We start from the raw sequence: 24,125 nt of genomic DNA, 5'->3' as shown, positions 1-24,125 counted from the left end.
AAGCCGACCTCCGGGTCGGCTTTTTTTATGGCTGCTGTACGGGTTTTCTCATCCCGGTGACCTCCGGCATGACCTGCCGCATCAGCTCCAGAAAGCGCCGCAAGCGCGCTGGATAATAACGGGACCAGGGGTATACCAGATGCACCGGTAATGCCGCCGGCTGCCACTCTGGCAGTAAATGCACCAGCCGCCCCTCCCGAATATCATCCTGTACCGTCCAGCTGGATACGACCGCGACGCCAAGCCCGGTGAGGGCCGTATTGCGCGCGACATACAGACTGTCAGTGCTGAGGCGGGGTGTAATCGCCACTCGCGCGGTGGCGAGTGATGCCTCGTGAAAAAGCTCCACATGACGCTGGTAGAACGAGCTGATGGCTATCCAGGGGAGCTGTTGCAAATCCTCCGGGGTGTTAACCGTCGGGAAACGGGCCAGCAGTGCCGGAGAAGCCACCACCGAGCGCGGCACTTCAGCCAGCAGCACGGAGACGGTCGCCGGATCGACTTCCACGCCCACCCGAATCGCACAGTCAAGGTTGTCGCCGAGAAAATCAGCTGACCGATCGTTAAGCATCCACTCGATAGAAAGCTGCGGATAACGTTGCAAAAATTCGGTTACCGGCTTCAGAAGCTGATCCTGCCCAAAGGCGTGCGGTGCCCGCACCCGCAGCACGCCTACCGGTTCATCTTCCGACTGCCCCACCTCATCTTCCAGCGCCAGCCAGCTGTCAATCACCCGACGAGCGTGTTGATAGCAGCGTTCGCCGTCATCCGTCAGCCGCGTCGTGTGGGTGGTACGCAGCAGCAGGCGCACGCCCAGCATTGTCTCAAGCGACTGTAAACGTCGGCTCACCGTGGCCTGGGTTGTTGCCAGCTGCCGTGCCGCCGCAGAGAGTGAACCCGCCTCAACAATGCGGACAAACGTCCGCATCAACTCCACCCTGTCTATACGCTCAGTTCTTTTCATCGCCTTTTTGCCTATACGCTCAACGTATAAGCGTTTTACCACCGGGCTGGCTACCCACGCAACGCCTGCTGGTAAAAAATAGCTTCACACGACGAATGAGGAACAACCTATGAACACAACTACAACGCCCCATGCTGCAAGCCGCTGGGTGATTTTCATGCTGGCCCTCGGGGCTGGCTTCAGCGTGGCATCGATCTACTACGCCCAGCCTCTTCTGCCGCTGATGGGTGCCGATCTTCATCTCACGATTGAAGGTATGGGGCTGGTTCCCACATTGACGCAAGCAGGCTACGCGTTAGGTATCCTGTTCCTGCTTCCGCTTGGCGATCGTCATGACCGCCGGACGTTAATCCTGATCAAAAGCGCGGCACTGGCCCTGTTTCTCCTCGGCTGTAGCCTGACCGGGCAGCTCCACTCTCTGCTGGTAGCAAGCCTGCTTATCGGTATGGCCGCCACCATGGCACAGGATATTGTTCCCGCCGCGGCGATCCTCGCCCCGGAAGGCAAACAGGGGAAAACCGTAGGAACGGTAATGACCGGGCTGCTGCTGGGTATCTTATTATCAAGGACCGTGAGCGGCGTGGTGGGCGAAGCGTTCGGCTGGCGCGTCATGTACCAGTTGGCGGCTGCGAGCATTGCGTTCATCGGGGTAATGATGTGGTTTGTACTTCCCCGTTTTGCCATTCACTCCACGCTGAGCTACCCCGCGCTGATGCGTTCAATGGAGCACCTGTGGCGTCGCTATCCGGCGCTGCGCCGCGCCGCGCTGGCTCAGGGTTTTCTGTCCATTGCCTTTAGCGCCTTCTGGTCTACGCTGGCAGTCATGCTGCTGGAACGTTATCACCTGGGCAGTGCCGTCGCGGGCGGTTTTGGTATTGCCGGTGCCGCCGGTGCGTTAGCGGCCCCGCTGGCAGGAGGTCTGGCGGACAAGCTGGGCGCAGGAAAAGTCACGCAGCTTGGTGCTGTTCTGGTGACGGTCTCCTTCGCCCTGATGTTCCTGATGCCCGTACTGGGTGTTCATGGGCAGTTGATGCTTATCGCCCTCTCTGCCGTCGGTTTCGATCTGGGTCTGCAATCCAGTCTGGTCGCCCACCAGAACCTGGTCTACAGCCTTGAACCGCAGGCACGCGGTCGTCTTAATGCGCTGCTCTTCACGATGGTGTTTATCGGAATGGCGTTGGGTTCGGCGTTAGGCAGTAACATCTATTCGCTGGCTGGCTGGACGGGGGTAGTCGCTCTGGCAACCTTCTGCGGCATCATTGCGCTGGCAATTCGCCTGATGGAAAGCGCACGTATCGCCTCCGCTGCGGCAGAAGCAGCATAAAAAAATGCCCAATCCAGACGGATTGGGCAGTAAAACATGCCCAGTTTCAAGACATGTTTCAAGAGGTCAAGATGTTATTTGTTCAGCTGGAACAGAGACATGCCCTGCATATCGCTAAACGCTTTATACGATGCCTGCAGGGCTGCCTGCTGCATGGTGTAGGAAGAGATCGCTTCGTTCCAGTCAACGTCAACCAGGTCACTCATCTGCTTTGTCTGACCCAGCGCGCGGTCATCACCCAGCGTATCGAGTTTTTCCAGCTCGTTCATCTTGGTACCCACATCCGCCACAACCGTCAGGATGTTGTTCTGGGCATTTTTAATGCCGATCTGCGTGTTGGCTATCACCTGGCTTTGCGCCGCGGCGGCTGCCGGATCGTTCTCAATCGGTGTCTTCAGCGATGCAATAGCAGAATCAAGGATTTTGAACATGTTTGTTTCGCCATACCCACCGCCCGGCAGCTCTTCAGCATTGCTGGTAATGCTGTTGAAAATCTGCTGTCCGGTATGGCTGATGGCCATCGTTCGCGCCGTATCAACCTGCTGGGTAATCGCCTCAGTGCCACCGTTATAATCGCCGGTTGCCGCATCAAACGGTGCGCTCTCGGTTTTGTATCCCGCGAAGATAAAGCGACCGTTACCATCCGTCGTGTTGGCCAGGTTCATAAGCTGATCGCGGATCCCCTGAATATCGGTCGCCAGAGAAAGACGATCGTCATCGCTTAACGTCCCGTTCGAGGCATAAACCAGCTTCTCGCGCACGCTGGAGATCGCGGTGTTCACCTGCGTTAACACGCTATCTTCCAGCGACACCTTTTGCGTTGCAAAGGTACGCGCTAAGGCAAACTGGCTGTTCTGGGACTGAGACTGAGACAGAACGATAGCCTGCGACGCCGCGATGGGATCGTCCGACGGACGATTAACACGCTTACCGGTGGACATCTGCTCACCGTAGCTCAGCCATCTGCTCTGGGAATCGGTGATCCCACGCATGTTCTGCTCGTACATCATCTGGGTGCTAATACGCATTTTTCACCTCAACCTTAACGAATGTTGATAATTGCATCAAAGAGCGTACTGGCAGTCTGTAACACCTGGGCATTGGCCAGGTAATACTGCTGATAACGCTGCAAATTGCCATACTCTTCGTCGAGGTTTACCCCAGAGATGGTCTGCTGCTGCTTGATTAACTGGGTTTCCACATTGGCTTTCGTCTGGCTGCTCACCTTCAGTGACGCCGTCGTGCTACCTACGGTACTGACGAGAGAGGCATACGCATCGTTGAAGGTTTTGTTGCCACCGACCACTTTGCCGTTTTGCAGATCAAGCATTTTTTGGCCATTACGGTTGTCGCTCTCACCGCCATTCTGCACCGCAGCCATGGCCAGTTTGGACTCGTCGCTGATGGCCAGATCCATGTTCATAATGACATTGGCAACAGGCTTCACGGTAAAGCTGTCTTTGGTGTTTGCCGTGCCGCTCACATTGACCTTAAGTCCATCAAACGCCAGATTACCGCTGGCGTCCGGGCTCATCGTAAAGCTGGTTTTGTCTGATGTACGGGTGACCGTCCAGTCAGTGCCATTAAACTGCAGGGTATAATCTGTCGCCTGGACTTGTTTACTGTCCGTCACAGACGCCGTGACAACGGCGGAACCGCCGTTTTTGCTATTGGACAGCACCGCCGGAGAACCGAAGTCGAACAGCTTGCCGCCAGCATCACCGTTAGCATCAAAACCGGCTTCATGCTGGGTGTTCATCGCATCGGCAAAGGCCAGCGCCATCTGGTTCAGACTGTTACGGGCTTTATCCAGATCTTCCGCACGGAAGGTCAGTAAACCGCCTAAAGAGCCGTTGGTGATAAACTTTTCCGGGATCTCAATATTCCCGGCCACGTCATCGACATAGGCGATGGTGGTACGCGCCGGATCGGCGCTGGACTTCACGGCCGCCAGCTGGCTCGCTTTGCTCCCCTGCACCAGGGTATACCCGTTGCCGAGAGAGATATTAAACGTACCGCTATCCTGTACGGAGACTTCCACGCCCACGATTTTGTTGAGCTCAGTCACGAGCTGGTCGCGCTGGTCAAGCAGGTCGTTAGGGGACGCGCCCGCGCCTACACCGGTCAGACGAGAAATCTGATCGTTCAGATTGGCAATCTGTGCCGCGTAGTTGTTGATCTGTGAAACGCTGCTCGAGATGGCGGTATTTACCTGCGCATCCTGGTCGCGGAGATACTGATCGTTGGTTTTGAACTGATTCACCAGACCACCCGCTTTACCCAGCACCGTCTGACGTGCCGCCGGGTCTTCCGCGTTGCTCACCAGCGTTTGCAGGCTCTTGAAGAAGTCCTGCAACGTGGTGGAGAGCGAGTTGGTCGTATCGGAGAGCACATCGTCGATTTTTGACATCTGCTGATAGCGCGTCGTCAGCCCGCTGCTTTGCGTCTGTGCGGCGCGCAGCTGGTTGGTAATGAAAGCGTCATACTCACGCTGGACACCGGAGACATAAACCCCGTTACCCACCCAGCCACCGCCGGTCAGCGTGCTGTTAGATGCGCCCAGCACCGTGGTCTGGCGGGTATAGCCGGCCACGTTATAGCTTGAAATATTATTACTGACGGTATTGAGTGCCGCCTGTGCAGCACTGAGGCCACTCATGGCGCTGTTAATCAAACTGGACATGGGGGTTCCTTTTATACGTTCAGACACAAGTCCTGATGAAGGTTATCGGCAACCTCCACCGGGACTTGAGAACTTTCAGAACAGATTTTCAATATCTGTGCTATAGGCTTTGCTGACCTTCTCGCCCATGGATTTCAGCTGCTGGATCATGCTGGTGAGCTTACGGGCATAGTTCGGATCGGTCGCGTAGCCGGCGTTTTGTAAGGCCTGCGCCCCCTGCTCCGCCGTCGCCGCCTGCGTCACAGCGGTATAGCGCGGATTTCGGCTCAGCAGCCCCACGTAATCGGACAAGGCTTCCAGATACGAGCTGTAGACGCGGAATTTTGCTTTGACCTTCACCGCGGCGCCGTTCTCGTATTCGGTAGTCGTGATCTCCGTTGTCGGCCCCTTCCAGCTGGCGGTGGCTTTGACACCAAAGATGTTGAAGCTTGGGTCGCCGTTTTCCTTACGGATCTGGCGCTGCCCCCAGCCCGACTCCAGCGCGGCCTGAGCCAGAATCAGGTGATGCGGCACGCCGCTCTGTTCACTGGCAAGACGCGCAGGCAGCGAAAGCTGCGCCAGGAAGTCTTTGCTGTCACCGGAGAGCGGCTCATCATTACTGCTCGTGGCTTTGGGTATGGCCTTGCGCACCATTTGCGTCAGGGCCTGATTCTGATAGCTGGTCACCGTTTGCAGGTCGAACTTCATCGGCACCTGCTGCGGCTGCTCCTCAGGCTGAATGCCCTGCGCGGCTTCGGTCTGTTTCACAATCATGTCAGCCAGACCGAGGCCTTTACCGGCGGTCATCTGCTGCGCAATCTGCTGGTCATACATGCTGGTGTACAGACGCGTTGAATCACTACTGAACATCCCGTCTTTCGGCAGGGTTTCACGCATGCTTTTCAGCATCATCTGGACAAACATCCCTTCCACCTGGCGGGCGACCGGGCGGATATTCGCCGCCGGGTCTTTTCCTGCTTTGGTTTTCAGTTCGTTAAGCGACTGGGCATCCCAGGCGGCACTGGTCAACAGTTTGCTATCGGTCAGCATCAGATGATTTCCAGTTTGGCGCGCAGACAGCCCGCGCTTTGCATAGATTGCAGGATGGACATCAGATCCATCGGCGTTGCCCCCAGGGCGTTCAGGGCGCGTACCACGCTGTTCAGGTTGGCGCTGGAGCGAACGCTCTGCAGCGATCCACCGCTCTGACGCATATCAATCTGCGTTTGCGGTGTTACCACCGTCTGACCACCGCCAAATGGCGTATCAGGCTGGCTGACGTTTGCCGAGCGGTTGACCGTCACAGAGAGGTTACCCTGGGCAACGGCGCAACTGTCCAGCGACACTTCCCGGTTCATCACCACCGAGCCCGTACGGGAGTTGATGATCACCTTCGCATCCTGTACCGGAACGTTGACTTCCATATTCTGGATATCGGCCAGCATGCGCACCTGGTTGCTGTTGCCCGTAGAGGTACGGATCTGCACGGTACGCGCATCGAGAGCCGTTGCATTGCCGTAACCGCGGTTGCGGTTGATGGTATCGGCAATTTGCTGCGCCATCGTGAAGTCTTCATTATTAAGCTGCAGGTTGATGGTGTTGCCCGAGCCGAACTGGGTTGGCAATTCACGCTCAATGATCGCACCGTTGGTGATACGCCCACCGTTCAGCTGGTTCACCTGCACGCTGCTTCCCCCTGCGGATGCCCCTGCACCGCCGACGAGAATATTGCCCTGCGCGAGCGCATAGACCTGGCTGTCAACACCCTTCAGCGGGGTCATCAGCAGCGTGCCGCCGCGCAGGCTTTTGGCGTTACCCATGGAGGAGACGACCACGTCAATGGTCTGCCCCTGACGCGCAAACGCCGGGTAGGAGGCGGTGACCATTACCGCAGCCACGTTTTTCAACTGCATGTTGGTTCCCGCCGGCACGGTAATGCCGAGCTGGGAAAGCATGTTGTTCAGGCTTTGGGTAGTGAATGGCGTCTGGGTTGTCTGGTCACCGGTACCATCCAGACCGACCACCAGGCCATAGCCAATCAGCGAGTTTTCGCGCACGCCCTGGACACTGGTGAGATCGCGAATACGGTCAGCCTGGGCAAACGTAGCCACCAGCGCCAGCGCCACGGCGAAGATCGATTTAAACATGGGTCACCTCGCTTACATTGGCGATAAGTTAAGGAAGAAGCGCTGCAGCCAACCCATATTTTGCGCTTCATTGATATAGCCGTTACCGACGTACTCAATGCGTGCATCCGCCACCTGGGTGGACGGAACGGTGTTGCTGCCGCTGATGGTGCGAGGGTTAACCACGCCTGAGAAGCGAATGAATTCAGTGCCCTGGTTAATGGCGATCTGTTTTTCACCCACAACGTGTAAGTTGCCGTTAACCAGCACCTGGTCAACCGTGACCGTCAGCGTGCCGCTGAAGGTGTTGCTGGCGTTCGCGCCACCTTTACCGTTAAAGGTATTGCCGCCAGAGGCATCGACATCTGCTCGCGCGTTGCCGAACAGTCCCTGCAGGTAGCGCGGGACAGTATCGAAGCCAAAATTCGTTTTGCCATCGCGGCTGGCATTCGCCGACGAGCTCTTGCTCGCGCTGACGTTTTCCTGCAGCACAATGGTCAGGGTATCGCCGACGTTACGCGGGCGGCGATCTTCAAACAGCGGCTGATAACCGTAATTAATCGGCTGCGCGGTCTGGAAAATAGAGCCGTTGACAACTGGCGCAGGGCCAGGAACGGGTTGGGCAGTCGTCGCACCCTGGACCAATGGTTTAGACGGGATCCAGGCACATCCGCTAAGGGAGACGGCCAGAACAGTCAGAATCGGATAACGAAACGCCGCGTTTTTTTGCATTGCCTTCATCTTCGAAAACAGGGAGCCGGTGCGGCGTTTACCGCACCGGGCTACACCTTAGAGTTGCGTCAGTTTCTGCAGCATCTGGTCGGTCGTCGACACTGCTTTACTGTTAATTTCATACGCGCGCTGGACCTGGATCATATTCACCAGCTCTTCCGCTACGTTCACGTTGGACGTTTCTACATAGCCCTGGTAGAGCAGGCCCGCGCCGTTCAGACCCGGGGTGCTCTCATTCGGCGTACCGGAGGATTGCGTTTCGGTGTAGAGGTTCTCACCAATGCTTTCCAGGCCGGTATCGTTCATGAAGGTAGTCAGGTTGAGTTGTCCCACCTGAACAGGCGCGGCCTGTCCCTGCTGGGTCACGCTGACCACGCCGTCACGGCCGATGGTGATGCTCAGGGCGTTTGCCGGGATGGTGATCGCAGGCTGAACCTGGAAACCGCCCGCCGTGACCAACTGACCGTTCTGATCGACCTGGAACGAGCCGTCGCGAGTATAGGCAGAGGTCCCGTCAGGCAACTGTACCTGGAAGAAGCCCTGGCCTTTGATCGCCACATCTTTACTGTTGTTGGTCTGAGACAGGTTGCCCTGGCTGTGCAGACGCTCGGTGGCCACTGGACGAACACCGGTACCGATCTGCAGACCCGATGGCAGCGTCGTCTGTTCAGAAGACTGCGCACCCGGCTGGCGGATGGTTTGATAAAGTAAATCTTCGAAAACGGCGCGCTGACGCTTGAAACCATTGGTGCTCACGTTTGCCAGGTTGTTGGCAATCACGTCCATATTGGTTTGCTGGGCGTCGAGGCCAGTTTTCGCGATCCATAAAGAACTGATCATAAGGAGTCCTGTTAACTCATAGCCAGAAGTTGGTTAGCCTTGCCCGCGTTTTCATCCACGCTGCTGATGATTTTCATCTGCATTTCAAAGCGACGGGCGCTGGCGATCATGTCGGTCATGGCCTCGACCGGCTTGACGTTACTGCCTTCCAGAACGCCGGACATCACGCGGATGCTCGGGTCGGCCTGTAACGTGGCACCACGCGTCGCCTGTGCCGCCTGGGTCAGACGGAACATGCCGTCGTCGCCACGCTGCACCTCTTTGCCTTCCGCTTTAACCAGTTTCAGACGTCCGACAGGTGCAACAGTATTGGCCGGATCGCCCGGGTTCAGCGCCGAAATGGTGCCGTCCGCGGCGATGGTCAGCTCAGAACCTTCCGGCACGGTCAGCGGACCCGCTTCCCCCATCACCGGATGCCCCTGAATCGTCAACTGCCCCGTCGCGCTCACCTGGATATTCCCGTTACGGGTATAGCCTTCGCCGCCGTCCGCCGTTTGCACCGCCAGCCAGCCGTCCTGCTGCAGGGCAACGTCCAGCGGGCGCGAGGTGTAGTCCATCTGCCCTGGCGTCATATCGGCGCCAGGAGTAGAGGCCGTGACCAGCGTACGGGTCGGCAGAGACAATCCTTCCACCGGCACCGCGCGCAGCGCATTGAGCTGCGCGCGAAAGCCCGGCGTAGAGGCGTTTGCCAGGTTGCTGGCGGTAACAGCCTGCTGATTGAGCGTCTGACTTGCCGCGCCCATCGCGGTATATATTGCGTGATCCATTGCGCTTTCCTGTTAGCCGCTTAACGCAGGTTAACCAGCGTGTTGAGGATCTGGTCCTGGGTTTTGATGGTCTGCGCGTTCGACTGATAGTTACGCTGCGCGACAATCATGTTCACCAGTTCTTTACTCATATCCACGTTGGATGCTTCCAGCGCGCCGTTGGTCAGCTTGCCGAAGTTACCGGTGCCTGCCGAACCCAGCAGCGCCACACCGGAGGACTGGGTAGCCGACCAGACGTTATCGCCTTCAGATTTCAGACCTTCGTTGTTGGCGAAGTTAGCCAGCACGATCTGACCCAGAACCTGAGTCTGTTCGTTGGAGTAGTTACCGACCACGGTGCCATCGTCGTTGATCTGATAGCTCACCAGGTCACCCGGCTTGTAGCCGTTCTGATTGGTTGCCACCACGCTGTTGGCGCCGGTGTTCTGCTGCATGGAGTTCTGGAAACTCAGGGAGAAGGTCGCCGCCGTCGCCCCGCCGACAGAGCCGGTGGTGATGTTAATGGCCGGCGTGGCTTTTGGCGTGGCGCTCAGTACACCCGCAGCGTTGTAGTTGTAAACGCCCGCCAGGTTACCGTTCGCATCGAAGTTCATCTGCGCCGCTTTCGTCGCGGTAGAACCCGCTACGCTGCCGTCCTGCGTGTAAAGATCCCATTTATTGTTGGCTGTCTTCACGTAGTAGACATACATGTTATGGGCGTTACCCTGGCTGTCGAAAACGGTCACGGTCCCTTTTTTGTTATAGGTATCCGGGTTGGTCGCATCGAACGGGGCAGTTTGCACAGGATCGGTTGAGTTGAGGTTGATCTGCTGTGAGGCGGTGGTGGTGGCTTTCGCCGACATCAGCGTATTCGGAATGGTGATAGCCTGAGGGTTCGCACCCGTCTGAATCGTCGGTGGGGTACCCGCTGCCGGGTAGCCTGTCACCTGCATGCCCTGCATGTTGACCAGCGTACGGTTTTCATCCAGTTTGAACTGTCCGTTACGGCTGTAGAACACCGAACCGTTGGAATCAACCATACGGAAGAAACCGTTCTGGCTGATAGCAACGTCCAGACCACGACCGGTGTTGGTAGTGGTACCGTCGGTAAAGTCCTGAGTGATGCCCGCCACTTTAACGCCCAGGCCTACTTTAGAACCGGCAAACATATCTGCAAAGGAAGCAGAACCGGATTTAAAACCATAGGTCGCGGAGTTGGCGATGTTGTTGCCAATGACATCCAGGTTGGTGGCCGCAGCATTCAGGCCGCTGACCGCTTGAGAAAAGGCCATGACTTACTCCTGATAAGTGTTAAGGCTTAGATAATCTGCCGAACTTCGTCGAGTGTGGTGGTACCAGAGGTACCCAAATCCAGTTTGTTGCCGTCGCTCCCCTTAATCACGCCCTGGACCAGCGCGAACTGCAGCGGCTGCGCCACCAGCTGGGTTGTCCCTTTGCTGGCGCTGATTGCCACTTTGTAGGAACCGTTTGGCGCTTTGGTGCCGTCGGTGAGGGTGCCATCCCAGGTAAAGGTGTGAACGCCCGCCTTCAGTTCACCAATGTCGATGGTGCGAACCACGGCACCGGTTGCGTCGGTGATCGTCGCGGTCACCTTGTCAGCCGGCTGCTGCAGCTCAACGCCAAACGGCGTGGTCGTCGTTGTGGCATTGCCATCTGTGGTGCTGGTGCCCGCCAGAATCGTGGTTCCCGGGATCATCACCCCATGACCAATCAGGCTTGCCGCCTGCAGAGACTGGGCGCTGTTAATCTGTCCGGAGACGGAACCAAGGGTGGTGTTGAGTTTCTCAATGCCGCTCACGGTACTGATCTGCGCAAGCTGCGTGGTCAGTTCGTTGTTCTGCATTGGGTTAGTGGGATCCTGGTTCTTCAGCTGAGCCACCAGCAGCGTCAGAAAGCTGCCCTGAAGATCGGCGGCGTTACTCCCCGTCAGGGAGTTAGAACCTGTCGAACTTTTGGTGTTACTGACACCCGAGTTCGTAGGATCATTCACATTTACGGCGATGGACATGCATGTCTCCTTTACTGGCCGAGAGTGAGTGTTTTGAGCATCATGCTCTTCACGGTATTAAGCACTTCGACGTTGGCCTGGTAGCTACGGGAAGCCGACATGGAGTTCACCATCTCACCCACCACATCCACGTTGGGCATTTTCACGTATCCGTTGGCATCCGCGAGCGGATTACCAGGCTCATACACCAGCCTGTCCGGCGCCTGGCTCTCGACCACATCAGCAACCTTCACGCCGCCCGTCGCCGCGCCTGGCGCAGCATCAACCTGAAAGACCACCTGTTTGGCACGATAAGGCTGTCCGTCAGGTCCGGTTACGCTGTCCGCATTCGCCAGGTTACTGGCGGCCACGTTCAGACGTTTGGACTGAGCGGTTAACGCCGAGCCGGCGATATCAAAAATATTCAGCAACGCCATCTATCAGTTACCCCCCTGCAGGACGTTCATCATGCCTTTGATTTGTCCGCCGAGTACGGTCAGGCCCGTCTGGTATTTCAGGCTGTTATCGGCAAACTGCGTGCGCTCCCGGTCCATATCCACGGTGTTACCGTCGAGTGAAGGCTGATCGGGGATGCGATAAAGTAAATCGGTCGTTGGCGCGGTCATCGCCTGAGCAGGAATATGGCGAGAGGATGTCATGGCGAGTGCAACACCCGTTCCTTCGGCACGTCCACGCTCCATCACCTTTTTGAGTTCACTGGAAAAATCAATATCGCGCGCCTGATACCCCGGGGTATCGGCGTTAGCGATGTTGGCGGCTAAAATCTCCTGCCGCTGGGCGCGCAAATTGAGCGCTTCCTGCTGAAAACGTAACGCGGCGTCGAGTTTATCGAGCATGTCTCCTCCGCTGATGGCAAAATTTCAGTTCACAGCTTAAATCTCACCCGGTCTCCCCTATCGACGGAATAAGCGCAAAATGCGTCGCTATTTATTCCGTTGATGCAAAACCACTGCAGGTAGAATTTGTTCAACTCTGGAAACGGTGGAACTGACGATGCAAACGTTAAAACGTGGTCTGGTGGCGACTCTCTTGCTGTTAAGCCCCCTGGTGCAGGCTGATGGTCTCCAGGATCGGCTCACGGCTTTTTTTGCGGATAAACTGGCTGGCTTCAGCGATGACGTGACCGTCAGCGTGCGCACACCACCGAATCTGTACCCGACGTGTGACCAGCCGTCATTCAGCGTGGTGGGGTTCACAAAGCTGTGGGGAAATGTGAACGTACTGGCACGTTGCGCCAACGAAAAACGCTATTTACAGGTTGCAGTTCAGGCGACGGGCAATTATGTTGTTGCCGCCGTGCCCATTGCGCGCGGCAGCGTACTGCAAACAAACAGCGTGACGCTGAAACGTGGCCGTCTCGATCAACTGCCGCCACGAACCATGCTGGATATTAACCAGGCACAGGACGCCGTCAGCCTGCGCGACGTCGCCCCGGGTCAGCCGATACAGATCTCGATGCTGCGTCAGGCATGGCGGGTCAAAGCCGGTCAACAGGTCATGGTCGTGGCCAACGGAGATGGCTTTCGTATCAACAGCGAAGGCAAAGCGTTGAACAATGCCGCGGTAGCGCAAAACGCCCGCGTCAGAATGTCCTCAGGCCAGGTGGTTAGCGGAACCGTCGATTCTGATGGGAATATTCTGATTAACCTATAATCTTTTTAAAGATTTCGCTGCGCGTGCCGATAAATATTCAACTAATGATGATGTCAGGCGCAAACGCCGCGAACCCTCGATGAGGACAACACTATGAGCATTGATCGTACATCAGCCCTGAAGCCGGTAAGCGCTGTACAACCTCGCGAAACGAATGACGCGTCCCCTCAGAAAACGCGTCTGGAAAAACCGTCAACCTCCAACAGCACCAGCGTAACCCTGAGCGATGCGCAGGCAAAACTGATGCAGCCAGGCAGCAACGACATCAATATGGAACGTGTTGAAGCGCTGAAAACGGCTATTCGTAACGGTGAACTGAAAATGGACACCAGCAAAATCGCTGATGCCCTGATTCAGGAAGCACAGAGTTTCTTACAGAGTAACTAACCGTATGAGTCGACTGTCAGAAATACTGGATCAAATGACGGTTGTCCTGAACGACCTGAAAACGGTAATGGACGCTGAGCAACAGCATCTCTCTTCCGGTCACATCAACGGCAGCGCGTTGCAGCGTATTACTGAAGATAAAAGTTCGCTTCTGGCGACGCTGGATTATCTGGAGCAACAACGCCGCGCTGAGCAAGATCCTAAGCGCAGCGCCAATGACGATATTGTTGAGCGCTGGCAGACTATTACAGAAAAAACCCAGCATCTGCGCGATCTTAATCAGCATAACGGTTGGCTGCTGGAAGGTCAGATTGAGCGTAATCAGCAGGCGCTTGAGGTGCTGAAACCGCATAAAGAGACCGGATTGTACGGTGCGGATGGTCAGACGGCGACGGCGCGTATTGCGGGTGTTAAAAAGATTTCGATTTGAAGCATAAGCGACAAATCATGCAATGGGGAGCACCCTAAGGTGAACTCCCCTTTTGGCGTTTATGCCGTACGGCGGGCAAACTCTTTCACTTTGAAACCCAACACGGCGAGCGTGGCAAAGTAAGCCACCACCCCAACGCCAACCACGGCCATCAGCCGCATCAGACGGTAAGGCATGGTGCCCAGGGACCACTCCGGCATGATGGACATCATGCCCAGTAACGCAGCAGACATCACCAGTACCGCAACGATCAGACGCACGAGGAAACTCGCCCAGCCTGGCTGCGGCGTGAAAATATCCTGCTTGCGCAGCTGCCAGTACAACAGCCCGGCATTCAGACAGGCTGCCAGACCAATCGACAATGACAGACCTGCATGCTTCAGGGGACCAATAAACGCCAGGTTCATCAGCTGCGTCATAATCAGCGTCACGATGGCAATTTTCACCGGCGTTTTGATGTCCTGACGCGAATAGAAGCCCGGCGCCAGTACCTTGACGACGATAAGCCCCATCAATCCGACCGAATAGGCGATCAGAGCCCGCTGGGTCATGGCGGCGTCAAACGCGGTGAATTTCCCGTACTGGAAGAGCGACACCGTGAGCGGTTTGGCCAGAATACCCAGCGCCACTGCGCTTGGCAGGGCCAGCAGGAAACAGAGACGTAACCCCCAGTCCATCAGGCGGCAGTATTCATCATGATTGCCGCTGGCAAAACTCTTCGACAGCGACGGCAGAAGAATTGTCCCCAGCGCCACGCCCAGCACTCCGGACGGAAACTCCATCAGCCGGTCCGCGTAGTACATCCAGGAAACCGAGCCGGAGACCAGGAAAGAGGCGAAAATGGTGTTGATGATAAGCGAGATCTGGCTGACGGAGACGCCTAGAATGGCGGGCCCCATCTGCTTAATGACGCGCATCGCCCCGGCATCTTTAAGATTGATGCGCGGCAGCACCAGCATGCCAATTTTTTTCAGATGCGGCAGCTGATACGCCAGTTGCAGTACGCCACCCACGGTGACCGCCCACGCCAGCGCCAGCACCGGCGGGTTGAAATGCGGCGCAGCGAACAGGGCAAAACCGATCATGCTGACATTAAGAAACGTCGGCGCAAACGCCGGAACGGAGAAGCGGTTCCAGGTGTTCAGGATCGCCCCCACCAGCGAGGCCAGCGAGATCAACAAAATATAGGGGAAGGTAATGCGCAGCAGCTGCGTGGTCAGGGCAAATTTATCGGCCGTGTCGGCAAAACCGGGCGCGGTCACCATTATTACCCAGGGCGCGGCCAGCATCCCGAGCACGGTCACCACAGCGAGGGCCAGCGTCAGCAGTCCGGAGACATACGACACAAATACGCGCGTCGCGTCTTCACCCTGTTTGCTTTTATATTCCGCCAGGATGGGAACGAACGCCTGGGAAAATGCCCCTTCAGCAAAAATACGACGCAGCAGGTTCGGCAATTTAAACGCGACGAAAAAGGCGTCCGTTGCCATCCCTGCACCAAAGACCCTTGCCACAATCGCATCACGCGCAAAACCGAGTACGCGTGAGAACATGGTCATCGAGCTGACGGCTGCCAGCGATTTTAATAAGTTCATTAACGTGAATTTCCAGAACCATACGGATGTGTAGGCCGGGTAAGCGTAAGCGCCACCCGGCAAAGCCAACAAGCGGCGCTTAGTCTAACCGGATTTCAACGAATTACTATCCGCAGATGTTACCGCCAGTTATTCACTCATGGCTTCGCGCCACAGCCGTTCCACAATGCGCTGCGCCATAATGGCCTGTTCGCCGGAGGTTTCAGGAACCGTCTGATTTTGCACGCAGGTGATAAAGTGGCGGGCACAACCGGCGAAACCGCGCTGCTCAAGGGTACTCTGCCAGCCCGGGACCGGCTGCATCACCACGCCGCTGCCCTTCTCTTCTCGCCATTCGCGCATGTCGGTAACGTCGTACAGTGCGCCGTCAGTGACGGCCTGAACGCTCTCGCGCTGGCTGCCCGCACGACGGTGCATGCTGGTCGTTATCTGTAGATGCTCAATCGCGAAATGATGTTCGGCATAGACCATCTCACCCTGTTCGTTCGTCAGGAGCGTCCCACTTTGCAGTTGCGCCTGGCTACCGGCGAGCCACAGCGCCGTGTCCACCACGTGCAGATAGTCATCCAGCAACGTAAAGCGCAAATCGTTTGGCCCAATGCTGTCGGTGCGGTGTTTATCCATGCGCAGCGAAGCGAAGCTGCCGGACTGCGCCTTTAATTGCTGGTAAAGCGGGGCGAAACGGCGGTTGAAACCGACCATCAGCGTCAGGTTTTTACGCGCCGCCAGCTCAATCAGCCGTTCGGCGTCCTGTACATTTTCAGCGAGCGGTTTATCCACACAGACGTGGACGCCTGCATTAAGGAGCTCACTCACGACCTGATAATGGGTTGCCGTTGAGGTGTGAACAAACACCGCATCGCACTCGCGGGCCAGATCCAAAAGAGAGTTTGCATACGGCATGCGCCAGGTTTCGCAGATACGTTCTGCCTTTTCCCGGCTGGGTGACCATGCCCCTTGCAGGGTCCAGTCCGTCGCCGCGCCTAATACCGGAAGCCAGGCCTTTTGCGCGATGCCGCCCAGCCCCACCACGCCTACACGTAATTTTTTCACTATTAATCTCCCAGATGAGCCAGCAAGGCATCCAGACGCTGTTTCAGTCCTGCGACCTCGTCTTCCAGCGCCGCCACGCGGGCAACCAAATCGTCGTCACCCACAGTGATATCGGGGGTAATCGATTTATCTGAAATATCAATTTCACCACTGAAGAGATGCATATAGCGGCTTTCACGTTTACCCGGCTCGCGTGCCAGACGCACCACGTAAGGGCCGTCTTCACGTGAAGCCAGCCCTTCCAGAACCTGTTCAACTTCCTGCATATCCGCGAACTCATGCATACGGGAGGCTCGCGTGCGCAATTCACCCGGCGTTTGCGCCCCGCGCAGCAGCAGCGTGGTGATGACCGCAACTTCTGCACTGCTCAGCTTCAGGTCGCCAAATTCGGAGTTACAAAAGCGCTGTTCGTATTTGGTCACGCGATTACCAAAACCGCTGACGGTGCGCAGATAATGGCGTTTTACCAGCGCATCCAGCACGTCCTGAACCTCATGCTCGCTGAGGTTCATGACCGGCTCGCGGTTCGTCTTCTGGTTGCAGGCCATGGTCACGGCATTGACGGAGAGCGGATACTGCTCCGGGGTGGTGACCTGTTTTTCGAGCAAGCACCCAATCACGCGCGCTTCTGTAGCGTTTAGCTGATACTTCATCTTTTCTCCTTAACGACCTGCAGTCCAGTCCCGGGTGGTTAATGCCGTCAGAACGTGGTCGCGCCACTCTCCGTCTATCAGCAGATAGTCTTTGGCATAGCCTTCTTTCTCGAACCCTAACCGCGCCAGCAAATTCCCGCTGCGCTGATTATGCGGCATGTAGTTCGCCATAATGCGATGGATATGTTGCGTGCGTTGCATATAGCGGATAGCCACCGTCAGCGCCTCGTACATCAGCCCCTGCCCCTGCCATTTCTGGCCAATGGAGTAGCCAAGGTAACAGGCGTGGAACGATCCCCGCACCACGTTTGAAAAATTGGCGATCCCGATAATCTCTTTCTCTTCAGGATCCAGCAGGGCGAAATAAAACGCGCTGCCCTGCTTGTGAAATTCCGTGATCATGCTGAGGCGCGCCTGCCAGCCGGAAGGGTAACAATGACTCTCATCCCGAACGGGTTCCCAGGGTTTTAAAAACTGGCGATTCTCGGCGTAATAATCCGCCAGACGCCAGGCATCACGCTCATGCACCAGACGAACGACCAGCCTGTCCGTTGTCAGACGCACTTTTGGCACATTACTGCGATAGCCAAACATCGATACCACTCCTTCCCGTCACTTCTGCTTACCCATTAGCTTTACTATACCTGCGCCGCTGCCGTCTGTGAAAACAGTGACATACCATTTTGCCTCCTTTTCCTCTTTTTCGATGAGAACTCTCTATCAAAGCGCGCTTTTGATAAAAAAATATTGTCACGCCCAGGGGTGGGCAAAAACTCAGCGACACCGCAGAATGTTAGCGTGCTCACCATCTTATTTTCCCTGGAGGGAAAATGTCCCGCGTATCACAGGCCAGGAGCCTGGGTAAATATTTCCTGCTGGTCGATAACATGCTCGTCGTGCTCGGCTTTTTTGTCGTATTCCCCCTCATCTCAATTCGCTTCGTCGATCAAATGGGCTGGGCAGCGCTGATGGTCGGCATCGCGCTGGGGTTACGCCAGTTTGTGCAGCAAGGTCTCGGCGTCTTTGGCGGTGCCATCGCTGACCGTTTTGGCGCTAAACCAATGATCGTGACCGGCATGCTGCTCCGCGCGGCAGGTTTTGCCACGATGGCCATCGCCCACGAGCCTTGGCTGCTCTGGTTCTCCTGCTTTCTCTCCGGTATCGGGGGGACCCTGTTCGATCCGCCGCGCACCGCGTTGGTGGTGAAGCTCATTCGTCCGCAGCACCGCGGCCGTTTTTTCTCAATTCTGATGATGCAGGACAGTGCCGGGGCAGTTGTCGGCGCACTGCTGGGAAGCTGGCTGCTGCAGTATGACTTCCGTCTGGTCTGCGCGGCGGGCGCGGTGCTCTTTGTTCTGTGCGCGCTGTTTAATGGCCTGTTCCTGCCAGCGTGGAAGCTGTCGACGGTCAAAGCGCCGGTCCGGGAAGGGCTGGGACGCGTCCTGCATGACAAGCGCTTTGTCACCTATGTGTTGACCCTGACGGGGTATTACATGCTTGCCGTGCAGGTGATGCTGATGCTGCCGATCATGGTGAACGACATTGCGGGCACCCCTGCTGCCGTTAAATGGATGTACGCCATTGAAGCCGCGCTTTCCCTAACGCTGCTCTATCCGATTGCCCGCTGGAGCGAACGACGTTTTCGTCTGGAACATCGCCTGATGGCCGGGCTGTTCCTGATGACGCTGAGCATGATGCCTATTGGCCTGGTGAACTCGCTTCAGCAGTTGTTTACGCTGATTTGCACGTTCTATATTGGCTCCATCATCGCCGAACCTGCCCGTGAAACGCTGAGCGCCTCGCTCGCGGATGCGCGCGCACGCGGCAGCTATATGGGGTTCAGCCGCCTGGGACTGGCCCTTGGCGGCGCGTTGGGATACACCGGCGGCGGCTGGCTGTTTGATGCCGGCAAAGCGTTACAGCAACCCGAACTCCCCTGGATGATGCTCGGCGTGGTGGGCTTTATGACGCTCCTTGCCCTGTGGTGGCAGTTCAGCCAGAAACGCAGCGCGAGCGGCATGCTCGAACCCGGCGCGTAGCCTTTCCCTCGGGCGGGAGCCCTTCCCGCCCCATTTCTCAGTTTTTTCTGCTGGTTTCTGCCATTTCACACTGACATACTGGCGTAACAGGACAGAAGCGCCGATTTTTCGTTGAGGAACACTATGAAGAAGATTGTCTTTGCTGCTGCATTCATTGTCAGCGGTCTGCTGGTTGGCTGTAACCAGCTCACGCAATATACCGTCAGTGAACAGGAAATTAATCAGGCGCTGGAAAAACATAATAATTTTTCTAAAGACATTGGCGTGCCGGGGCTTGCGGACGCGCATATCGTGCTCTCGAATCTGACCAGTCAGATCGGACGTGAAGAGCCAAACAAAGTCACCCTGTCAGGAGATGCGGACCTCGACATGTCATCCCTTTTTGGCAATCAGAAAGCCAACATCAAGCTCAAGCTGAAGGCACTGCCCGTTTTCAACAAGGAGAAAGGGGCGATTTTCCTGCAGGAGATGGAAGTCGTCGATGCGAAGGTTTCCCCGGACAAGATGGCGCCGGTTCTGCAAACCCTGATGCCTTATCTGAACCAGTCACTACGTAATTATTTTAACCAGCAGCCCGCGTACGTCTTAAGTGAAGACAAAAGCAAAGGGGAAGCCCTGGCGAAAAAATATGCTAAAGGCATAGAGGTGAAACCGGGAGAGATTATTATTCCTTTCACCGATTAACCTGAAGGGGCGCCGCGGCGCCCTTTTTTTTACGGAAAAGTGTGCAAAGGAAAACGTTTCCGCTTATGATTTGTGTCCGGCAAAAACAGCCATCCTTATGACTGATCCCTGACAAGCCGGAGCTTCCATGACTGCACAACCCCAGGTTCTTAAAATCCGCCGCCCTGACGACTGGCATATCCATCTGCGTGATGGCGATATGCTGAAAACTGTCGTGCCTTATACCAGCGAAATTTATGGCCGCTCGATTGTCATGCCTAACCTGGTGCCACCAGTCACCACCGTTGATGCGGCGATGGCCTACCGCCAGCGCATCCTTGATGCAGTTCCCGCGGGACATGATTTTACCCCGCTGATGACCTGCTATCTGACCGATTCCCTGGATCCGAACGAAGTGGAGCGCGGGTTCAACGAAGGCGTATTTACGGCGGCGAAACTCTACCCGGCGAATGCCACCACCAACTCCAGCCACGGGGTCACCAGTATTGATGCCATCATGCCGGTTCTGGAACGCATGCAGAAACTGGGCATGCCGCTGCTGGTTCATGGGGAAGTCACGCATGCCGAGATTGACATCTTCGACCGTGAAGCCCTTTTTATTGAGGCCGTCATGGAGCCTCTGCGCCAGCGCCTGCCGGCGCTGAAAGTGGTCTTCGAGCATATCACCACCAAAGACGCAGCAGAGTACGTGCGTGACGGCAACGAACTTATCGCCGCGACCATTACGCCACAGCACCTGATGTTTAACCGCAACCACATGCTGGTCGGCGGAGTGCGCCCTCACCTGTACTGCCTGCCTATTCTTAAGCGCAATATCCACCAGCAGGCGCTGCGTGAGCTGGTGGCCAGCGGGTTCTCCCGTGCGTTCCTGGGCACCGATTCCGCCCCTCACGCCCGCCATCGTAAAGAGGCAAGCTGCGGTTGCGCAGGCTGTTTCAACGCCCCAACTGCGCTTGCCAGCTACGCGACCGTGTTTGAAGAGATGAACGCGCTGGAGCATTTCGAAGCGTTCTGCTCTCTCAACGGCCCGCGTTTCTATGGCCTGCCGGTGAACGAGACCTTCATCGAACTGGAGCGTAAGACAAGCCACGTTGAGGAGTCCATCGCGCTGACGGATGACACGCTGATCCCATTCCTGGCGGGTGAAACCGTAAACTGGACGGTAAAACGTTAAAAAATCAATGCCCCTTGTTGTCAAACCGAGAATATACCTGTATAAATAAACAGTATATTACACAGGGGGCCTTTATGCGTATTGAAGTCACCATAGCCAAAACGACTATTCTGCCTGCCGGCGCGCTTGATGCACTGGCAGGCGAATTGTCCCGTCGTATTAATAATACCTTTCCTGACAACGCGGGTGCCGTAACGGTGCGTTACGCCTCAGCGAACAACCTCTCCGTCATTGGCGGCGCGAAAGAAGATAAAGATCGCATCAGCGAAATCCTGCAGGAAACGTGGGAAAGCGCCGACGACTGGTTCATCACAGATTAACACTGCTCCCTCATTGTGTTTTTTTGCCGGGTCGCCCCGGCTTTTTTTCGTCTGAACATTCTGGAAGTTCAAATTAATTCGGTATCTTCGTTAAAAATCGTGAACGAGATGGTGTTTTATTGTTCGAACAATCCTAAAAAGCAGAAAAATGTGTTGCCACCTGTTTATTTTTCCCGTTGGAACCCTTATTACTTGGTATACTGAAGATGCTTTCAGAAAAACATGCATTGAACCTCAGAGCCGTTGTCTTCTAACACGCATTAAGGGGGTTATAATGGAAAAGAATAGTGAAGTCATCCAGACCCACCCACTTGTTGGCTGGGATATCAGTACCGTAGATAGCTACGATGCGCTGATGCTGCGTTTGCACTACCAGACCCCGAATCAACTCAACCGTGAAGAAGCGGAAGTTGGACAGACGCTGTGGCTAACAACAGACGTCGCTCGTCAGTTTATTTCTATTCTGGAGGCAGGTATTGCCAAAATAGAATCTGGCGACTATCAGGAAAATGAGTATAAACGGCACTAACCGTATGCCCACTTTTCACTCAACAGGCACCCTCGCGGTGCCTTATTTATTTCTCCCTTGTCTAACCCCGCGTTGTTAATTACTCTGCTAACAAAACATCAGTTTACGAGAAAGATATGAGATACGACCTAATCATTATTGGTAGCGGCTCCGTAGGTTCGGCCGCCGGTTATTACGCGACGCAGGCGGGTCTGAACGTTCTGATGATTGATGCCCATCTTCCGCCTCATGCGGAGGGTAGCCATCATGGAGACACCCGCCTCATGCGCCATGCCTACGGTGAAGGCGAACGCTATGTTCCTCTGGTGCTCCGCGCCCAGACGCTATGGGATGAACTGGCGAAACAGACCGAAGATCGCATTTTCGAGCGTACCGGGGTTATCAATCTTGGTCCGGCCCGTTCGGAATTTCTCGCTAATGTCGAACGCAGCGCGAAAGCCTTTAATCTTGACGTTGAGAAACTCGACGCCGCGGGCGTTACGGCGCGCTGGCCTGAAATTACCGTCCCGGACGATTACATTGGTCTCTTTGAAGCCAATTCCGGAGTATTGCATTGCGAAACCGCGATCAAAACCTGGATCGATCTTGCCGCGAAAGCGGGCTGTGCGCAGCTGTTTAACTGCCCGGTGGACGCCATCACCCATGACGCTGACGGCGTCACCGTGAAGACCCTCGACGGCGAATATTCCGCGTCCCGCCTGCTGGTCAGCGCGGGAACCTGGGTCACCCGTCTGATGCCAGACCTGCCCATTCAGCCGGTGCGTAAGGTCTTCTCCTGGTTCCAGTCAGATGGTCGTTTCAGCGCGCAGAATAAATTCCCGGCCTTTACCGGTGAACTGCCGAATGGCGACCAGTTCTACGGTTTCCCTTCCGAGAAAGACGCGCTGAAAATCGGTAAACACAACGGAGGCCAGGCGATCGCCTCCCCTGAAGAGCGCAAACCCTTCGGCGCCTTCCCGCAGGATGGTTCAGAAGCCTTCTCATTCCTGCGTAACATCCTTCCCGGTATCGGCGGCTTGCTGTATGGCGCAGCCTGTACCTATGACAACACGCCGGATGAAGACTTTATCATTGATACGTTGCCAGGCCATGACAACACCCTGCTTATCACCGGGCTGAGCGGTCACGGATTTAAGTTTGCCTCCGTGTTGGGGGAAATTGCCGCGCAGTTTGCCCAGGGTATCACGCCGCAGTTTGATCTGACGCCCTTCTCACTCTCGCGTTTTAACGGATAATCCCTCGCGGGCTTCGGGCTTCCCGGAGCCCGTTTCATTCACACTGTATTGCGGAGCGATATGCGCAGGATTGTTAACTTCCTCATCAATAATATTCGCGAGCATTTTATGCTCTACCTCTTATTGTGGGCGCTGCTGGCTATTATCGATTTCGTGTACATTGTATTTTATTGAAAGCCCGCACTGACAGTAATTGACATTAATTTATCTTTTTTGAAATTCACTATTTCTACTTGCACGAAGCAATTGAATTAACTTTAGCGTTTCTTTTCAAAATTGCTGAAATAAGAAAAATAAAAATCAATATATCATTTTTTCAGTTGCAATATTTTGCCGCCCCGTTCATTTTTACTCTTCGGTTAATTTGAAAATGGACATTCTGATGCAATTGCGTAACTCCTCCCGACGCTACGGAATAATATCCATAGCTTTGCACTGGATATTTGCTCTTGCCGTCTACGGTATGTTTGGTCTTGGCCTCTGGATGGTCACGCTCAGCTATTACGATGGCTGGTATCACCAGGCACCGGAGTTACATAAAAGCATTGGCGTTCTGCTGATGTTGGGGCTGGTGTTTCGCGTGATCTGGCGACATATTTCCCCGCCGCCCGCGCCGCCGAAAAGCCACGGTAAAATGACCCGCGTAAGTGCCGTCGCGGCACATATTGCGCTCTACGCGCTGCTCTTCGCCATCCTGATTAGCGGCTACCTGATCTCGACAGCGGACGGTAAGCCGATTAGCGTCTTTGGTCTTTTTGACGTTCCGGCAACGATCAGCGATGCCGGATCTCAGGCAGACACGGCTGGGGTCGTTCATCTCTGGCTTGCCTGGAGCGTTGTGATCCTGTCTGTACTGCACGGGCTTGCCGCCCTCAAACACCACTTTATTGATAAAGACGATACGCTCAAGCGCATGCTTGGCCGCTCGTCTGTTGACTCTGGAGCATAAA

General features: G+C 55.7%; 28 protein-coding genes. 12 read left to right on the top strand and 16 right to left on the bottom strand.

The window, feature by feature from the left end; translation table 11 throughout:
- Window positions 1–25: 25 nt before the first annotated feature.
- Window positions 26–964, bottom strand: coding sequence for a LysR family transcriptional regulator (locus tag SP99_RS08425; protein ID WP_047958269.1), 939 nt, complete (start codon window positions 962–964; stop codon window positions 26–28).
- Window positions 965–1,073: 109 nt separating this feature from the next.
- Here SP99_RS08425 and SP99_RS08420 point away from each other — a divergent pair, with 109 nt between their 5' ends.
- Window positions 1,074–2,288, top strand: coding sequence for an MFS transporter (locus SP99_RS08420; RefSeq protein ID WP_047958268.1), 1,215 nt, complete (start codon window positions 1,074–1,076; stop codon window positions 2,286–2,288).
- Window positions 2,289–2,362: 74 nt separating this feature from the next.
- On the opposite strand, the gene flgL is transcribed toward SP99_RS08420, so the two are convergent.
- From flgL to flgB, 11 genes are all read right to left on the bottom strand, one after another.
- Entirely contained in the window at window positions 2,363–3,316 is a 954-nt protein-coding gene (flgL, locus tag SP99_RS08415; RefSeq protein WP_025755822.1) for a flagellar hook-associated protein FlgL, read from the bottom strand.
- A 14-nt stretch (window positions 3,317–3,330) separates the two neighbouring features.
- On the bottom strand, window positions 3,331–4,971 hold the full coding sequence (flgK, locus tag SP99_RS08410) for a flagellar hook-associated protein FlgK (RefSeq protein WP_025755823.1): 1,641 nt from the start codon (window positions 4,969–4,971) through the stop codon (window positions 3,331–3,333).
- Between the two features lie 75 nt (window positions 4,972–5,046).
- Complete coding sequence (flgJ, locus tag SP99_RS08405; protein WP_045285001.1) at window positions 5,047–6,000, bottom strand: flagellar assembly peptidoglycan hydrolase FlgJ; 954 nt, start codon at window positions 5,998–6,000, stop codon at window positions 5,047–5,049.
- Window positions 6,000–7,097 carry a flagellar basal body P-ring protein FlgI gene (locus SP99_RS08400; RefSeq protein ID WP_025755825.1) on the bottom strand — a complete coding sequence of 366 codons (1,098 nt, stop codon included), beginning with the start codon at window positions 7,095–7,097 and terminating at the stop codon, window positions 6,000–6,002. The genes flgJ and SP99_RS08400 overlap by 1 nt, the downstream gene beginning before the upstream one ends.
- A gap of 12 nt (window positions 7,098–7,109) precedes the next feature.
- Entirely contained in the window at window positions 7,110–7,808 is a 699-nt protein-coding gene (flgH, locus tag SP99_RS08395) for a flagellar basal body L-ring protein FlgH (RefSeq protein WP_025755826.1), read from the bottom strand.
- Between the two features lie 57 nt (window positions 7,809–7,865).
- Window positions 7,866–8,648, bottom strand: a complete 783-nt coding sequence (gene flgG, locus SP99_RS08390) for a flagellar basal-body rod protein FlgG (RefSeq protein WP_008500810.1) — start codon at window positions 8,646–8,648, stop codon at window positions 7,866–7,868.
- An 11-nt stretch (window positions 8,649–8,659) separates the two neighbouring features.
- Window positions 8,660–9,415, bottom strand: coding sequence for a flagellar basal body rod protein FlgF (locus SP99_RS08385; RefSeq protein ID WP_025755827.1), 756 nt, complete (start codon window positions 9,413–9,415; stop codon window positions 8,660–8,662).
- A 20-nt stretch (window positions 9,416–9,435) separates the two neighbouring features.
- Window positions 9,436–10,686, bottom strand: a complete 1,251-nt coding sequence (gene flgE / locus SP99_RS08380) for a flagellar hook protein FlgE (protein WP_047958267.1) — start codon at window positions 10,684–10,686, stop codon at window positions 9,436–9,438.
- 26 nt (window positions 10,687–10,712) lie between these two features.
- Entirely contained in the window at window positions 10,713–11,423 is a 711-nt protein-coding gene (flgD, locus tag SP99_RS08375; RefSeq protein ID WP_025755829.1) for a flagellar hook assembly protein FlgD, read from the bottom strand.
- Window positions 11,424–11,434: 11 nt separating this feature from the next.
- Entirely contained in the window at window positions 11,435–11,839 is a 405-nt protein-coding gene (gene flgC / locus SP99_RS08370; RefSeq protein WP_025755830.1) for a flagellar basal body rod protein FlgC, read from the bottom strand.
- A gap of 3 nt (window positions 11,840–11,842) precedes the next feature.
- The gene (gene flgB / locus SP99_RS08365; RefSeq protein WP_025755831.1) at window positions 11,843–12,259 is read right to left on the bottom strand and encodes a flagellar basal body rod protein FlgB; all 417 of its coding nucleotides are present in this window, start codon (window positions 12,257–12,259) and stop codon (window positions 11,843–11,845) included.
- A 157-nt stretch (window positions 12,260–12,416) separates the two neighbouring features.
- Here flgB and flgA point away from each other — a divergent pair, with 157 nt between their 5' ends.
- The 3 genes from flgA to flgN all read left to right on the top strand — a co-directional run bounded on the left by flgA (window position 12,417) and on the right by flgN (window position 13,893).
- Complete coding sequence (gene flgA / locus SP99_RS08360; RefSeq protein ID WP_047958266.1) at window positions 12,417–13,076, top strand: flagellar basal body P-ring formation chaperone FlgA; 660 nt, start codon at window positions 12,417–12,419, stop codon at window positions 13,074–13,076.
- A 93-nt stretch (window positions 13,077–13,169) separates the two neighbouring features.
- Window positions 13,170–13,463 (top strand): flagellar biosynthesis anti-sigma factor FlgM, encoded by a 294-nt coding sequence (gene flgM / locus SP99_RS08355; RefSeq protein WP_045285005.1) that lies wholly within the window; start codon window positions 13,170–13,172, stop codon window positions 13,461–13,463.
- Window positions 13,464–13,467: 4 nt separating this feature from the next.
- Window positions 13,468–13,893, top strand: coding sequence for a flagella biosynthesis chaperone FlgN (gene flgN / locus SP99_RS08350; RefSeq protein ID WP_025755834.1), 426 nt, complete (start codon window positions 13,468–13,470; stop codon window positions 13,891–13,893).
- Between the two features lie 59 nt (window positions 13,894–13,952).
- On the opposite strand, the gene murJ is transcribed toward flgN, so the two are convergent.
- The 4 genes from murJ to rimJ all read right to left on the bottom strand — a co-directional run bounded on the left by murJ (window position 13,953) and on the right by rimJ (window position 17,788).
- The gene (gene murJ, locus SP99_RS08345; RefSeq protein ID WP_045285006.1) at window positions 13,953–15,488 is read right to left on the bottom strand and encodes a murein biosynthesis integral membrane protein MurJ; all 1,536 of its coding nucleotides are present in this window, start codon (window positions 15,486–15,488) and stop codon (window positions 13,953–13,955) included.
- 129 nt (window positions 15,489–15,617) lie between these two features.
- Entirely contained in the window at window positions 15,618–16,541 is a 924-nt protein-coding gene (locus SP99_RS08340; protein WP_047958265.1) for a Gfo/Idh/MocA family protein, read from the bottom strand.
- Between the two features lie 2 nt (window positions 16,542–16,543).
- A complete protein-coding gene (locus SP99_RS08335) occupies window positions 16,544–17,194 on the bottom strand; it encodes a YceH family protein (protein WP_047958264.1) in 651 nt (216 codons plus the stop codon).
- A 9-nt stretch (window positions 17,195–17,203) separates the two neighbouring features.
- Complete coding sequence (gene rimJ / locus SP99_RS08330) at window positions 17,204–17,788, bottom strand: ribosomal protein S5-alanine N-acetyltransferase (RefSeq protein ID WP_008500822.1); 585 nt, start codon at window positions 17,786–17,788, stop codon at window positions 17,204–17,206.
- Between the two features lie 236 nt (window positions 17,789–18,024).
- Between rimJ and mdtH the strand changes: the two genes are divergently transcribed.
- From mdtH to SP99_RS08295, 8 genes are all read left to right on the top strand, one after another.
- A complete protein-coding gene (mdtH, locus tag SP99_RS08325; protein ID WP_025755838.1) occupies window positions 18,025–19,233 on the top strand; it encodes a multidrug efflux MFS transporter MdtH in 1,209 nt (402 codons plus the stop codon).
- Between the two features lie 123 nt (window positions 19,234–19,356).
- Entirely contained in the window at window positions 19,357–19,917 is a 561-nt protein-coding gene (locus SP99_RS08320; RefSeq protein WP_025755839.1) for a lipoprotein, read from the top strand.
- Between the two features lie 127 nt (window positions 19,918–20,044).
- Complete coding sequence (pyrC, locus tag SP99_RS08315; RefSeq protein ID WP_047958263.1) at window positions 20,045–21,091, top strand: dihydroorotase; 1,047 nt, start codon at window positions 20,045–20,047, stop codon at window positions 21,089–21,091.
- Between the two features lie 74 nt (window positions 21,092–21,165).
- The gene (gene dinI, locus SP99_RS08310; protein WP_047958262.1) at window positions 21,166–21,411 is read left to right on the top strand and encodes a DNA damage-inducible protein I; all 246 of its coding nucleotides are present in this window, start codon (window positions 21,166–21,168) and stop codon (window positions 21,409–21,411) included.
- Window positions 21,412–21,685: 274 nt separating this feature from the next.
- On the top strand, window positions 21,686–21,940 hold the full coding sequence (gene bssS / locus SP99_RS08305) for a biofilm formation regulator BssS (protein ID WP_008500827.1): 255 nt from the start codon (window positions 21,686–21,688) through the stop codon (window positions 21,938–21,940).
- Between the two features lie 116 nt (window positions 21,941–22,056).
- The gene (gene solA, locus SP99_RS08300) at window positions 22,057–23,175 is read left to right on the top strand and encodes an N-methyl-L-tryptophan oxidase (protein ID WP_047958261.1); all 1,119 of its coding nucleotides are present in this window, start codon (window positions 22,057–22,059) and stop codon (window positions 23,173–23,175) included.
- A gap of 60 nt (window positions 23,176–23,235) precedes the next feature.
- Window positions 23,236–23,349: a DUF2770 family protein gene (locus SP99_RS23090; protein ID WP_032672401.1), complete on the top strand. Its 114-nt coding sequence runs from the start codon at window positions 23,236–23,238 to the stop codon at window positions 23,347–23,349.
- A gap of 208 nt (window positions 23,350–23,557) precedes the next feature.
- Window positions 23,558–24,124 carry a cytochrome b gene (locus SP99_RS08295; protein WP_047958260.1) on the top strand — a complete coding sequence of 189 codons (567 nt, stop codon included), beginning with the start codon at window positions 23,558–23,560 and terminating at the stop codon, window positions 24,122–24,124.
- The last annotated feature ends 1 nt before the right edge of the window (window position 24,125 follow it).

This window comes from Enterobacter sp. BIDMC92 (assembly GCF_001030225.1).
Lineage (GTDB): Bacteria > Pseudomonadota > Gammaproteobacteria > Enterobacterales > Enterobacteriaceae > Enterobacter > Enterobacter sichuanensis.
Note: the sequence above shows the minus strand (reverse complement) of the source record. Positions and strands in the feature narration are given on the sequence as shown.